This is a genomic window from Pseudomonas sp. JL23, assembly GCF_056933585.1.
The window spans coordinates 4,306,452-4,319,385 of sequence record NZ_CM167795.1 but is presented as its reverse complement, the minus strand read 5'-3'; the positions used below and the strand labels follow the sequence as shown (position 1 = coordinate 4,319,385).

The following is a 12,934-nucleotide window of genomic DNA, read 5'->3' as shown; positions in this document are numbered from 1 at the left end:
TAAGAAGCGAGTTGCGGTGTATGAAGACGCTCAAACCGAAAGTTTGCGACTTACAAATACCGATATCACATACCCGATTTGCTGAAGCGAGGCCATCTGGTCACGAGTCAGTACCCGAATTTCTTGACGACCATAGAGCGTTGGAACCACCTGATCCCATCCCGAACTCAGCAGTGAAACGATGCATCGCCGATGGTAGTGTGGGGTTTCCCCATGTGAGAGTAGGTCATCGTCAAGATTAAATTCCAAAACCCCATTTGCGAAAGCAAATGGGGTTTTGTTTTCGTGCGGGAAAAAGATGAGATGCGCAGGGTTGAGGTCTCGCTGATGCATCAAGGGCGGTGCTTGCCATCTTGTCGCCAGTAAAAAGCCTCCTGTAACCCACGGCTTCAAACGGTCATCCCCGTCCATTGCTCCGATACGGCCCAAAGACGTTGCGCATGCTCAGGATCCACAGCCCATTTCGCAACGCCTTTTCGCCCCGTCTCGGGGGTGCTGAGCGGGGCGATATTGCAGTCTTCGCAATACACGCCCCCAAGGTTCGTCAGCGCTTTACTGGTTGCGCACCACAGTCCCGTTGCGGCGCCTTGCTCCAGGGTCTTGAGTCCGTTCTGCGGGTCCAGGCGTTGCTGTCCCTGTTCATCCAGCACGTCAAAGGCGGCTATCTCGGCAGCGCTCAGATGGCGCCCCAAATCGGTGAGGATCTGCCCAGGATGCAGGGAGAATGCCCGCACACCCTGATCACGTCCGCGTTGGTCCAGTGCTTTGGCGAACAGGGCGTTGGCGGTCTTCGATTGACCGTAAGCCTGCCACTTGTCATAGGGGCGGCGCATAAAGTCTATGTCGTCAAAATCCACCCCGGCTATTTGATGCCCACGCGACGACATTGAAATCACCCGCGCCGTGTCCGCCGCGACGAGTGCCGGCCACAGCCCGCAGGTCAGGCGGTAATGACCGAGATGGTTGGTAGCGAACTGGCTTTCGTGTCCGTCGGCATCCCGGCTCAGCGGCGCGGCCATGACCCCGGCGCAGTTGATCAGTAGCGAGATTGCCTGCCCGCGCTTGATCAGACGTTGGCTGAAGGCCTTAACCGACGCGGGCTGCAGCAGATCCATCTCCAGCACTTCAACGCCCTCAATTGCACCCAGGGCGGCTTGCGCCCGCGCCGGATCCCTGGCCGGTACGATGACCCGCGCGCCTGCACCTGCCAGGCTTTTTGCGGTGACCAGACCGATACCTGAATAACCGCCCGTGACGATGGCAAGTGTGCCGTGCAGGTCAATACCTGCCATGACCTGGTCAGCGGTACTGTCGGCGTTGAAATGGCTGTGGATGGGTTTTTGCGGCGTCGTCATCAGAACTCTCCCGGTCAGGTATCGAAGTGGTGAATTCTTCTCTAAGCTGTATGGATGAACCAGTTTGATAAATCCGGTTTTCTGTCGTGATCATCCAAAATTCAGCCGCTGATCCTTTGTCCGATATCCTTGCGCTGTCCGGGCTTCGAGCTGCCTGCTCCGTGCGTTTGCAGGCGGGAGGAGTGTGGGCATTGCGCTTGCGGCCCATCGAATTGAAATTCAATGTGGTACGACGCGGCGAGTGCTGGTTGCGCTTGCACGGCATGGCGCCTTGTCAGCTGCGGGCGGGAGACTGTTTTGTGGTCTCGCGCACGCCATTCATCCTGTCCAGCGGACCGGACGTGGAAGCGGTAAATGCCTCCGAGGTGTTTTCCCGGTCGCAAGCGTCGGCGATATTCGGTGTGGGAGACGACGTCGAACTACTGGGCGGCAGCGTTTCCTTGGGCGGCCCAGGTGCTGTGGAGTTGCTCGATGTGCTGCCGCCTGCGCTTATCATCCGCGCTGAGGCTACTGGCGCGTCGTCCTTCGGTTTGCTGCTCGATGAGCTGGATCGCGAGTGGCAGTCGAGTCAGGCGGGCGCGCAGGCGATGTGCAACGACCTGCTTCGGCTGATCTTCGTCCATGCATTGCGCCATCACATCAGCACCGCCGACGCTGCCGATCTGCACTGGCTGGGAGGGTTGCGGGACCCGGTCATCGCCGGAGTGCTGCGGGCCATTCATGGCGCACCTGAAAAGCCGTTGCGGCTGACGGAAATGGCGCAGATTGCCTGTATGTCGCGATCCGCATTCGCCGCGTTGTTCAAGGCGCGGACGGGGCAGGCCCCCGTCGAATATGCCACGCGCTGGCGCATGCGCGTGGCGGCGTCCCGTTTGCGCAATGGCCTGGACAGCGTCGCCAGCGTGGCGGCGTCATTGGGCTATCTGTCGGACGCCGCCTTTGGTGTCGCGTTCCGTCGCGTTCACGGAATGGCGCCGGGGCAATATCGACGTGGCGGGGACAACTAACGCTGACTTCTGGCCTCAAGCCCGCTTCGGCAGCTTCCAGTTCGGCCGGATGAAGTGACAGGTGTAGCCATTGGGGATGCGTTCCAGGTAATCCTGGTGCTCCGGTTCGGCTTCCCAGAACGGTCCTGCCGGTTCGATCTCGGTGACTACGCGGCCCGGCCACAGCTTCGACGCGTCGACATCGGCGGCAGTGTCTTCGGCGATGTCGCGTTGTTGTTCGCTGAGGTAATAGATCGCCGAACGATAGCTGGGGCCGCGGTCATTGCCCTGGCGATTGGGCGTACTCGGGTCGTGGATCTGGAAGAAGAACTCGAGGATCTGCCGATAGCTGATGACCGCCGGGTCGAAGACGATCTCGATGGCTTCGGCGTGGTTGCCGTGGTTGCGGTAGGTGGCGTTCTCCACCTCGCCACCGGTGTAGCCGACCCTGGTGTGCAGTACGCCGGGGTACCGCCGCAGCAGGTCCTGCATGCCCCAGAAGCAGCCGCCGGCAAGGATGGCGGTTTCGGTTTGGCTGGTCATGGTCTGTCCTTCCCCTCGGGGACGTTGGGTATGGCTGATGTTATGAGGGCGGGTTGGGCGATTCCAAGGCTGGAGTGTGTAAACATTGGCTATCCGTACGCGAGAGGTCAGGCCTTCATTGTGCTGAAGGCCGCGCAGCGAGGTCGGATATCGTTTCGGGCAGGGGGACGTTATCATCACGGCCTGCACGTCTGGCGGGTTGGTGCGCAAGCTCACGCCGCCCCATCGTTGTCTGTAAAGGAGTCCTCAATGCCCCCAGGTAAACGTGAACTGGCACGGGTCGAGCGTCGGTTGATCGCAACGCTCACCGAGGCGTGCGAAACCGCGAAGGCTGAAATCCAGGGTTTTGTCTGGCTCACCCACACGGCTAGTACAACCTCGCTCGTCGAGTCCCTGAAGGTCATCTGGGTGTTCGAAACCCAGGCCGAAAAGCAACTCGCCGAAGCTAACGCCAAGGCGCGCATCCTTGAGCTGACCGCCATCGCGTTGCAGGAGGCCGACATTGAACTGACTCCGTCAGAGCGCAATGTTCGCTTCGACTCAGAGCAAGAGTGTCAACGCAGTCACGGTGGCGATTGGCAAAAGCGTCTCGCACAAGGTTATTGAGAATGGCAAAAGAAATAGAAAACCCGTGTATCTCGGTTTGCCAGTTGAGTGGTGATTTGTGCGTGAGTTGCGGGCGCAGCAAGGAGGACATCAGGAACTGGAAGCGCATGAAGCGGCCGGAAAAAATGGTCGCTGCGCAACGGGCAGCAATCCGCTTGAAAGGTCTGAAGAAAGTGCAGGGGTAGTTGCGCCGCTCAGCTGTGGCTAACGCAGAGCGTGGTGTCAGATCGAACGGGGGACGTGCGGCGCTGGCAAGGTCGATTTGGCAACCCGCATGAAGGCGAGCAATAGCTGCCGAACGCCCAGGCTGGCGAAAAGTTCGACCATGGCGGGGTCTGGCGCAGCATATTTGATCCTTCGAGATCGAAAGAGATCGCCAGCTTGTGATGTTTACGCGCGCTGTAGATGTCGTCCGTGGTGGACACGAGCACATAGTCTTGCTGATGGTGAGCCAGCCAGCTTCTAAAGCTGGCGAGCGTGCGCACGACTGTGTCGAAGGGGGGCATGTCCATGCCCACATTGATCGACACATGGTGGAATCCCGCCTTCCGATACCTCATCAGCCTCGACATGTCCTGACCCGCAATCAAAGCCAGGTATGCGTGCGCCGCCCATGAATCGACGGGGCAGCAGCGCTTTCAGATTGTTTGACAGCCATCTCTTCAACCCTATTCATTATTCGTTTGCCAGCCCTATCCAATAGTTGGAGGGTGATCAACTGGCTGGCCTCGTACAAAAATGAACGCTGAAGATTCAGTAATGACAGTCCCGTCGCAAGCCCGGCCACGACAGAATCAAGGCCATATCGTTTTATGTGGCAGGCAGAGGGCTATTTATGAATATCGGATTTGTCGGTGTCGGGAGCATGGGTCGCGCGATCATCCCGTGCCTCGTTCAGGCGGGCTATCAGGTAAGCGCGTGGAATCGCAGCCCCGCAGCGCTTTGCGGGCTGGGGCAGGTCAACCAGCTGCAGACTGCGCAGGCGGCTTTTGAGCAGCAGGTAGTCATCAGCATGCTTGCCGATGACCAGGCTGTACGCGAAGTGTTGCTCGATACCGGGGCATTGGCCACTGCTCTCAGGGGCTGCATCCATATCGTCATGTCGACACTGTCGCCCGCGCTCATGGCGCAACTGGAGATAGAACATGCCGCTGCCGGTGTGCTGCTGATCGCCGCGCCTGTTTTCGGCATACCTGCGGTGGCTGCCAAGGGCGAGCTGAATATCCTGGCCGCCGGACCTGCCAAGGCCATTGACCAGGTGCAGCCGCTATTTAACGTGTTGGGGAAAAAGACCTGGCACCTTGGCGAGCAGCCGGTACAGGCCTGCATCGCGAAAATCGCCGGCAACATGATGATCACCCAGGCCATCGAAGCCCTGGCCGAAGCGAGCCACCTCACGCAAAGCTATGGCCTCAGCGCTGCAACGTTCATCGATTTGGTCACGCAGACCCTGTTCGCCTGCGCCAGTTATCAGCGCTATGGGCAGAACATCGTGAGGGGCAGCTATGAACCTGGATTCAAACTGGCGCTGGGGCTCAAAGACGTCAGGCTGGCAATGGACGCTGCCGGGGCAAAGGGATTGTCACTACCTTTTGCCAGCGTGGTGGGCAACAGAATGGACGCTGCTGTTGCGCAAGGGCTGGGTGACAAGGATTGGTCGGTGCTCGCGACGCTGGCGCATTCGATCGTATTTAAAGAATCAGCGTGTGAGCCTTTGCAATAGCTCAACGAAGTCATCTCTATGCTGAGTCTGCCTGGCCTGAACGTAATTCAATGCGGAGATGAAGTTGCGGTCACGGGTCATTTCCACAAGTTGTTTATAGATGAATATCTGTTTCTCCTCTGTGCTGATATTGGCTTGCAGATACTTCGTGGGATCCGTGTTGAAGCGGTTCTTTTGCGTCTCGCGCAGGGCCTCTGAATTAACCATGTCTGTCAGCCAATGGTGACCTTTGGCATATTGCTCAGCATTGACACCGTTACGCGCCAGGAAGGTTTCAAACTCTCGGCGATTGACTCTGGTCAATAGCTGGTTGGATTCTCCTTTTGAAATCTGGAGAAGGATGGAGGCTACGATATCGGCGTTTCTTAGTTTTGCCCTGGCAATACGGATCAGGCTTGCTTTGCGGCCAGGATTATCCTCGCGGGACGCCTGAGTCAGATAGGCGATTGCTGTAGGCAACTCACCATCGCTTCCTTTGAACTGCTCCAGCAGCAGATCAAAAAAACTCGCGCTTGATGGCTGGATTTCTTTTGATGATGAGGTCATGCCTGGCTCCTTTGGCACGTTTTCTAAGGCCATCTATCTGGAGACCGATGACGATCCGCGTAGTTCGATCTCGATGCCCGAGTATCGCTGAGCGGTCGTCATGGGGCTACCGGTGACTTAAAGCAGATCCTCAGGCTGCATCGTCAGGATGATTTTCCCGACATTTTCCGAAGACTCCATCCGGCGGTGGGCATCGGCTGCTCGGGAAAGAGCAAAAGTGCTGTCGACGACCGGCTCCAGACTGCCTGCCCCGGCAAACCGCTCCAGCCAATGTTCGCGGAAACGCTTGATCATGGCGTGCTTCTGCGGTTGAGTGCGGGACTTCATGACCGTGCCGATGATCTGTAGGTGGCGATAGAGGATATGTTCCAGTTGCAGATTGACCTCGCCGCCACCGCCGAGGATACCGACCTGGATCAGTCGGCCGCCGTTGGCCAGTGAAGCGATATTGCGTGCGAAGTACGGGGCACCGACGAAGTCGATGATGACGTCTACCCCTCGGCCGTGGGTATTGCTGGCAATGACTGCGGCGAAGTCCGTGGTCTTGTAATCAATGGCGACATCGGCGCCCAGATGCTCGACGCGCGCCAACTTGCTGCCGTCGGTGGTCGCATAAACGGTTGCGCCTGTGGCGTAGGCCAGTTGCACGGCTGCGGAGCCCACACCGCCCGCCGCAGCATGAATCAACACTGAGTCGCCGGACTTGAGCCTGGCCAGGTGCATCATGGCCTCATGGGCTGTAACGAAGACTTCGGGAATTGCCGCCGCGTGCACATAATCCAGCTGGGCCGGGATCGGCATGGCCATGCGGTAGTCGATACGCGCCAGCTCGGCATAGGCACCACCGCCGACGACGCCCATCACTCGATCCCCGACTTCATAACCGATAACCTCGCTGCCTTTGGCGATTACCTCACCGGCGATCTCGAGCCCGATAATCGTCGAGTCACCGAAATTCGGTCGGCCGTAGCCGCCGGTACGATGGGTCAGGTCGGCGCGGTTGACGCCTGCGGCGTAGACCCGCACCAACAGGTCGGCAGGGCGCACTTCGGGGTTGGGCGCATCTTTCAGTTGCAAGACATCGGCGTCGCCGAACGTTTCAATAGCAATGGCTTTCATGGTTGGGTGCTCAGTGTCTGGTTGAGGGTGGCGTTGGCGACGGCGGAAGCAGTAATTGCTGCTGGAAAGCCTGCATAAAACGCCAGGTGAGTGATTGCGGCGGCAATTTCCTCATGGCTGAGGCCGTTGCCTACCCCGCGGCGCAGGTGCGCTGGCAATTCTTCCGAGTGGCCTGCGGCAATCAGTGCCGCAATGGTGATCAGGCTGCGGTCACGGGGTGAGAGTGCTGGATCGCTCCAGATCTGCGGGAAGAGCATCGAATCAACCAGCTGTGCCAATTTCGGGGTAAAGGCTCTGGCAGCCTCGCGTGGGCTTGTAAAATCAAGGTTCGACATGACAGCGCCCTCAGATCTGGCTGATGAATTTATGGGTCAGGTAGTGTTCTATGCCTTCAACGCCACCTTCAGAGCCGTGACCACTTTCCTTCATGCCGCCGAAGGGCAATTCGGTCGCGACGATGCGGTACTGATTGATACCGATCATGCCGGCCTCCAGGCCGTCGGCGACATCAATGGCGGTTCGTGCATTAGAGGTGAAGGCGTAGGCGGACAGGCCGTATGGCAGGCGATTGGCTTCGATCAGGCCATCTGCCAGGGCGTCAAATGGCATGAGTATGGCGATGGGGCCAAAGGGTTCTTCGTGCATGACCCTGGCGTCCATCGGCACGTCAGTGAGCACTGTGGGTTCGAAGAAAAAGCCTTCACCCGGCAGGCGTCTGCCACCGGCAAGCACCCGCGCACCTTTGGCGATGGCGTCCGCGATCAGTTCCTCCATCTTGGCCAGTTGCCTGGGGTTGGCGAGTGGTCCGACCTGGTTATCTGCAAGCAGACCATTGCCGATTCTCAAGGCGTTGGTCGCCGCGACAAAATAATTGACGAACTCTGCGTAAACGCCGCGCTGGATCAGGAAGCGGGTGGACGAGATACAGACCTGGCCAGTCCCTCGAAAGCGGTTCGCCACGCCTTCCGTTGCCGCTTTGGCGACGTCGGCATCATCAAATACCAGTACCGGGCCGTGACCGCCCAGCTCCAGGGTGATCGGCTTGACGCCCTCTGCAGCTCGTGCTGACAGCAGGCGGCCGATCGGCACCGAACCGGTAAAGGTTACTTTGCGTACGATGGGTGAGGCGATCAGATGGCGTGAGACTTGGTCCGGTACACCGAAAACAATCTGCAGGACGCCTTTTGGCAAGCCCGCATCGTCAAGGGCGCGAGCAAGTGCCAATGCGGTGGAAGGGCTTTCTTCACCGGGCTTGAGAATGACGCTGCAACCTGCTGCCAGCGCCGCCGAGAGTTTGCGCGCCGGTGTGATCGCCGGGAAATTCCACGGTGTGAAGGCGGCTACCGGACCAATGGCCTGGCGCTTGACCATTTGCAGTACACCGGGGCGGTTGGCTGGCACGACACGACCATCGATGCGTCGTGCGCTTTCGGCAAACCATTCGAAATACTCGGCAGCACGGGTGACTTCATCCAGGCTTTCGGTCAGTGGCTTGCCTTCTTCCAGTGTCATCTGCGTTGCGATGTGCTGTGCCCGCTCCAGGATCAGGTTAGCGGCACGCTTAAGGACCTTGGCCCGTTCGGCCGGAACGGTATGGCGCCAGGTCTGGAAGCCCTGTTGCGCAGTCTGCAGGGCGTGATCAAGATCGTTCTCGGTGGCCAGCGGGACCCGGCCTATTTCGAGTTCGGTCGCCGGATTGATGACGGCGGCGGTGTCGCGACCTTCAGCGCTGATCCATTCACCACCAATGAAAAGGTAAAGCGGATCGTATGGCGTATTCATAGCGTTGGCCTTCAGTGGTTGTCATGTGACAGCGACGATGGTGGCTGTCTATGGAGCTCAGTCTATGGAGAAGGAAGGCGGGGATTTAGCCGCAGGGGAGGGAATGATTGTTGTGGCCAAAGGAAATATCCCTCTGCCAGGTGCCTTGCAGTCCACTTGTGTCAACCGCCATCATGAGGTGCCCATGTTCGACAAACGACATGGAAACCTGCCTCAAGGACGCTGTTGATGGACAAGTTTGCAAATATGTCGGTGTACATAAAAGTCGTCGAAATGGGCAGTTTCACTGCGGTGGCAAATCATCTCGATTCGACTGTCGGCAACGTTTCAAGGGCTGTTTCCGCGCTCGAAGAAGTGCTGAACACGCGCCTGTTGCAGCGCTCGACCCGACGTCTTGCGGTGACCGATGCCGGCCGACGGTTTTATGAGCGCTGCACATCGATCCTGGCGGACCTTGAAAACGCCGAAGCGGAGGCTCGCAATGCACTGCTGGAGCCCAGGGGAACGCTGCGCGTGCACTGCGTACCGGGCCTGGCCCGTCATCTGGTGACTTGTGCAGTCCTTGAGTACCGCAGGACTTTTCCGGACGTTACGGTGGATCTGCGACTGTCCCAGCGCATGCCGAACCTGCTGGAAGACCAGTTGGACGTCTCTATTCTGATCGCCAGGGCGCTGCCGGATTCAGCGTATGTGAGTCAGAAGATTGGGGTCAGTCACTGTGTGCTGGTTGCATCGCCTGAATATCTGGCCCGGCATGCCGCGCCCATGCAGCCGCAAGAGCTGGCCGATCACCAGTGCCTGTTGCTCAGTACGGTCGATTACCTGCGAGATGAGTGGCAACTGAAAAGCCGCACGGACAGCAGCACGTTCGTACCGACGGGGCCCGGTTTCAGTGTCAATGACATGGACGCTATGGCGGTTGCCGTGCGAGAGGGGGCCGGGATTGGTTTATTGGCGGGATTCTCGGCCATCGATGATTTGCGTTCAGGAAGGCTGGTCCGGGTATTGCCTGATTACCATACCCAAGAGCGCAATGTTTACGCTGTCTACACCTCCCGGCAATTTGTAGACGCCAAAATCACCCGTTTTATCGAGACGCTGAAAGAGCGTGTGGGCGGGCAACTGGCGGTAATTGCGCAAGAACTTATCGATGCTTGAGCATCGCCAGACCGATCAGCTCTCGCAGGCTACGATCGCCTCGGGAGCGGCTTCAGCGGCGATTTTCAGTCGGTCAGCCTTGCTGATGTATTGAGGCTTGCTCTTCGGTGCCAGTTTGGCGTTAGCCTTTTTGGCGTTGGCCTTCAATATCTGGTTTATTTTTTTGCGGCGGTTCATGTTTTCAACTCGGCGTGTACATGCCTTGATCATATCAGCTTGGAAATATTGGACCAGACGAAATGGCTGTGGCAATTAGCTGAATTGGAATGAGCTCTCATCAAACAACGCGCAACTTACTGAATCACAGAGACTCTGTGGGAGCGAATTCATTCGCGAAAGCGGTATGAGCTCTTGGTAGAAATGGACAAGCTCTTCAAATTTTTGGGTAACGAGGCGAACGGACGCAAAGTTCATGACAGGACCTGTTTGAGATGAGAGGCCTCACTCTAGCTGCAGCAGTGTCAGTTTCTGGCAGCAGCATTTTGCGCTATACAGGGGGGCGAAGCCTTTTCAGAGTCGCTGCCATGAGAGTCTGTAATCAATGCGGGGTCACGGTATTTGTCGACAGCATGCCTTGCCCTCGTTGCGCCGAAGGGCTGGAAGCCTTGAAGTTCTCCACGCCCAAACCACGGCCGCCGCTGCTGTCCAGGACCGCGCAGTGGGTGCTTGGCATTCTGGCCGTGCTGGTAATTGCAGCTGTGCTGACGGTCAGGTCGATCCTGCATTCGTTGGGCTCGATGAATGCGTTTGGCTAGGTGCGCTCAATATCCACCCGATACCTGATCTGCCGATCAAACTCATCTTCCGGGTTCTGGCAGGCGTCGAGACGGTGCAGAAAGCCTGCCTGCTCAAGAGCGAGCAGATCCTCAAGCGTCCAATCGCCGGGCAAGTCACTGGAAAGGTCCCGGCCCAGGTGTTCGATCCAGTGATAAACGCCGAAAGGCAGGTAGCCCAGCCATTCAGACTTATAGATGATTTCATCGCAGCCGCTGGATGCCACGGCGGCGCCGATCCTTTCTCTGAGCAATGCCAGGCGTTCATCCATTCTGCTTGCCCTCCTGCGCTTCACAGGCCTGTAGATAGTGCGCTTCGTCCACTTCGCTCAAAGTTGCATAACCGTCGTAATAATAGAGGCGATGTTTGTCCCGGGCATGGCGCTCACTGAGAAACTCCAGGGTGGCCAGGTCTATGCGTTTGGCGCTGAGCGGGCGGCGACCACAGAACAGCTTGCGCGTACCCAATTGCAGAAAATGCGGATGGGGTACTCGTACTTCATCCGGGTTGAACGCTACATCCAGCGGCTTGCCATCCGCCAGAATCACTTGCGGGCCTATGGCGTAAGTGCCGAGGATGCGGGTATCTGCCGGGTTCAGGCGCTTCTTTGCCTCGCCCAAGTAGTAGACCGCATGCCTGTCCCTGGCCCAGCCATGACCACATGATTCGAAGGTGGCGGCGTCGGCCTTGCGAATCGGTTCCGGCGGATTGTAGAAAATCCGGTGACAGAACACCTGTTTGCCATCCGTCAGGTAAGGCGCACCCAGTGAGCGGTAGTGCTCGGCAGACTCTGTCGAAAACTGTTCCGGCACGTCGGTTTCGGCGTTATGGAACGGGATCAGGTACAGGCCATTGGCATCGCCGCACAGATGAGTGTCCAACAGCTGGAAGGTTGCCGCGTCCAGCCCATTGATTGGGCGGCCATGGAAATGCACCTGATGGCCCAGCTCGAAACCGAGACCGAGGGCGCGCAACGGCTGCGTCTCCAATTGCGACCCCGGCAAGCGGTGCCACCAATAATCGTGTAGATGCGGGTGTGCCTCAAAGAACGGCGCCCAGGCCTGCTGCATCGCCGCATCGATGACCCCGCAAGAGCCCAGCGGGCCGTGTCGGTCACCCACCAGTACTGGCGAGTAATCCTGTTCAGGTTGATATATCTGGGTCACCACGAAGCTATCCACGTCTACATCCAGGCGCTTGTTACGCAGATAGGCATGTTGCTGATCGCGGTAATAGCCGAAGCCCAGATGCCGGAAGCTCGGGCCATGGGCACCGCGCAGGCGGGTCCCGGCGGCGTAAACGAAGCGGTCGTCTACGGCAAAGAATTCATCCTCGTACTCACTGGCGCTGACCACCCGGCCACCCTCGTCGAACGCTGGTTGCCAGCACGTCAGCAGATGGAAATCGCCCGCATAGCGGATGCGCTTGCCGGTCAGGTAATAGGCCCGTTGCCGGTCTTTGGCGTAACGCTGGTTGAGCACACTGAAGGTGGCCAGATCGGCGTCGTCGATACGATAGAAGTATTCGTAAGCAATGCTTGCGCCTTGCTGTGCCTGCACGATGATGGACTGGCCATCGCTTGCCCAGCGATCGGCGAGCATGTGGAAACCCTGGGGATTGGCGATGGTGAGCGGCGTACCGTCTTTCTGATGCAGTGGCTGGAATCCTCGACAGACCTGATCGTCAATCACTCGATAAGCCGGGTGATTGCAATAGCGAATCCGGGACGTGGCGTTGGCGAGGAATTGTCCGTGCAGAAATACCTTCACGCCATCACTGAACATCGCCGAGTCTGCGTTCACCGAGGACGGGGAGGGCTCCAGCAGGGCAAGACCACCGGGATTTGCAGATGCAATCTCGATGATCGAGTCATCAGCGAACCAATAGGCGCACATTTCATCGCGCCAGTAGTGATAGCCGATGTTTTCCAGTCCCTTGTTGAAGCGAAACGGCAGTGCATGCAGCACCTGATAGCCATGGCGCACCAGGTATCCGGGAAGCAGGTAGTAATCCTGCCGCGCATCACGCAGCAGCTGTGGGTTGGCGCGATGGCGCCAGAGCGGCTGACCGGGCAGCAAAGGCGACGCGGGATAGCGCCCGTCAGCGGCGCGTTGAGCGGTCTCCCTGGCCGACAGTCCCGCCGGGTTGAGGATGATGTACACATCGGGTGCAAGACTGTCGCCCAGTAATGCACCGTCGAGAAAGGCGAAACCCTGGTGCCACTCAAGGTTCAGGGGTTCCCAATCGGCAGTATCCGTGTGTGTTTCTCTCATATCGTGGGACTCTGTATTCACGATGAAACTACTGGTCATCGGCCCGTTTTCAACTCTTTTGAATTATCC

The 12,934-nt window shown here is 58.3% G+C and carries 16 protein-coding genes and 1 rRNA gene; 7 read left to right on the top strand and 10 right to left on the bottom strand.

Translation table 11 applies throughout. From position 1 onward, the window contains the following. Positions 1-122: 122 nt before the first annotated feature. A 5S ribosomal RNA gene (gene rrf / locus AC1Z24_RS20045) occupies positions 123-238 on the top strand. A 151-nt stretch (positions 239-389) separates the two neighbouring features. Here the strand turns inward: rrf and AC1Z24_RS20040 are convergent. Beyond that, a complete protein-coding gene (locus AC1Z24_RS20040) occupies positions 390-1,355 on the bottom strand; it encodes an oxidoreductase (RefSeq protein ID WP_483742365.1) in 966 nt (321 codons plus the stop codon). 86 nt (positions 1,356-1,441) lie between these two features. Between AC1Z24_RS20040 and AC1Z24_RS20035 the strand changes: the two genes are divergently transcribed. Next, on the top strand, positions 1,442-2,362 hold the full coding sequence (locus AC1Z24_RS20035) for an AraC family transcriptional regulator (RefSeq protein ID WP_483742364.1): 921 nt from the start codon (positions 1,442-1,444) through the stop codon (positions 2,360-2,362). 15 nt (positions 2,363-2,377) lie between these two features. Here AC1Z24_RS20035 and msrA read toward each other — a convergent pair whose 3' ends face one another. Next, a complete protein-coding gene (msrA, locus tag AC1Z24_RS20030; RefSeq protein WP_483742363.1) occupies positions 2,378-2,884 on the bottom strand; it encodes a peptide-methionine (S)-S-oxide reductase MsrA in 507 nt (168 codons plus the stop codon). Positions 2,885-3,133: 249 nt separating this feature from the next. Here msrA and AC1Z24_RS20025 point away from each other — a divergent pair, with 249 nt between their 5' ends. Then, complete coding sequence (locus tag AC1Z24_RS20025; RefSeq protein WP_483742362.1) at positions 3,134-3,490, top strand: hypothetical protein; 357 nt, start codon at positions 3,134-3,136, stop codon at positions 3,488-3,490. Positions 3,491-3,492: 2 nt separating this feature from the next. Next, positions 3,493-3,675 (top strand): DUF1289 domain-containing protein, encoded by a 183-nt coding sequence (locus AC1Z24_RS20020; RefSeq protein ID WP_483742361.1) that lies wholly within the window; start codon positions 3,493-3,495, stop codon positions 3,673-3,675. 9 nt (positions 3,676-3,684) lie between these two features. On the opposite strand, the gene AC1Z24_RS20015 is transcribed toward AC1Z24_RS20020, so the two are convergent. Next, the gene (locus AC1Z24_RS20015) at positions 3,685-4,020 is read right to left on the bottom strand and encodes a hypothetical protein (protein ID WP_483742360.1); all 336 of its coding nucleotides are present in this window, start codon (positions 4,018-4,020) and stop codon (positions 3,685-3,687) included. A gap of 335 nt (positions 4,021-4,355) precedes the next feature. Here AC1Z24_RS20015 and AC1Z24_RS20010 point away from each other — a divergent pair, with 335 nt between their 5' ends. Further along, positions 4,356-5,213: an NAD(P)-dependent oxidoreductase gene (locus tag AC1Z24_RS20010; protein WP_483742359.1), complete on the top strand. Its 858-nt coding sequence runs from the start codon at positions 4,356-4,358 to the stop codon at positions 5,211-5,213. On the opposite strand, the gene AC1Z24_RS20005 is transcribed toward AC1Z24_RS20010, so the two are convergent. From AC1Z24_RS20005 to AC1Z24_RS19990, 4 genes are all read right to left on the bottom strand, one after another. Then, positions 5,190-5,759, bottom strand: coding sequence for a manganese catalase family protein (locus AC1Z24_RS20005; RefSeq protein WP_483742358.1), 570 nt, complete (start codon positions 5,757-5,759; stop codon positions 5,190-5,192). The genes AC1Z24_RS20010 and AC1Z24_RS20005 overlap by 24 nt on opposite strands. Before the next feature lie 117 nt (positions 5,760-5,876). Further along, positions 5,877-6,878, bottom strand: coding sequence for an NAD(P)H-quinone oxidoreductase (locus AC1Z24_RS20000; protein WP_483742357.1), 1,002 nt, complete (start codon positions 6,876-6,878; stop codon positions 5,877-5,879). After that, positions 6,875-7,213: a carboxymuconolactone decarboxylase family protein gene (locus AC1Z24_RS19995; protein ID WP_483742356.1), complete on the bottom strand. Its 339-nt coding sequence runs from the start codon at positions 7,211-7,213 to the stop codon at positions 6,875-6,877. Before AC1Z24_RS19995 ends, AC1Z24_RS20000 begins: the two co-directional genes overlap by 4 nt. Positions 7,214-7,223: 10 nt before the next feature. Continuing rightward, complete coding sequence (locus tag AC1Z24_RS19990) at positions 7,224-8,660, bottom strand: NAD-dependent succinate-semialdehyde dehydrogenase (protein ID WP_483742355.1); 1,437 nt, start codon at positions 8,658-8,660, stop codon at positions 7,224-7,226. Positions 8,661-8,888: 228 nt separating this feature from the next. Between AC1Z24_RS19990 and AC1Z24_RS19985 the strand changes: the two genes are divergently transcribed. After that, a complete protein-coding gene (locus AC1Z24_RS19985) occupies positions 8,889-9,818 on the top strand; it encodes a LysR family transcriptional regulator (protein WP_483742354.1) in 930 nt (309 codons plus the stop codon). Positions 9,819-9,833: 15 nt separating this feature from the next. Here the strand turns inward: AC1Z24_RS19985 and AC1Z24_RS19980 are convergent, their stop codons facing one another. Next, positions 9,834-9,995 carry a DUF2986 domain-containing protein gene (locus AC1Z24_RS19980; protein ID WP_483742353.1) on the bottom strand — a complete coding sequence of 54 codons (162 nt, stop codon included), beginning with the start codon at positions 9,993-9,995 and terminating at the stop codon, positions 9,834-9,836. Between the two features lie 347 nt (positions 9,996-10,342). Between AC1Z24_RS19980 and AC1Z24_RS19975 the strand changes: the two genes are divergently transcribed. Continuing rightward, a complete protein-coding gene (locus AC1Z24_RS19975) occupies positions 10,343-10,573 on the top strand; it encodes a hypothetical protein (protein ID WP_483742352.1) in 231 nt (76 codons plus the stop codon). Here the strand turns inward: AC1Z24_RS19975 and AC1Z24_RS19970 are convergent. Together AC1Z24_RS19970 and AC1Z24_RS19965 are read right to left on the bottom strand one after the other, a co-directional pair. Further along, a complete protein-coding gene (locus AC1Z24_RS19970; RefSeq protein WP_483742351.1) occupies positions 10,570-10,863 on the bottom strand; it encodes a hypothetical protein in 294 nt (97 codons plus the stop codon). The genes AC1Z24_RS19975 and AC1Z24_RS19970 overlap by 4 nt on opposite strands. Then, positions 10,856-12,865 carry a DKNYY domain-containing protein gene (locus AC1Z24_RS19965; protein ID WP_483742350.1) on the bottom strand — a complete coding sequence of 670 codons (2,010 nt, stop codon included), beginning with the start codon at positions 12,863-12,865 and terminating at the stop codon, positions 10,856-10,858. Before AC1Z24_RS19965 ends, AC1Z24_RS19970 begins: the two co-directional genes overlap by 8 nt. Positions 12,866-12,934 lie beyond the last annotated feature (69 nt).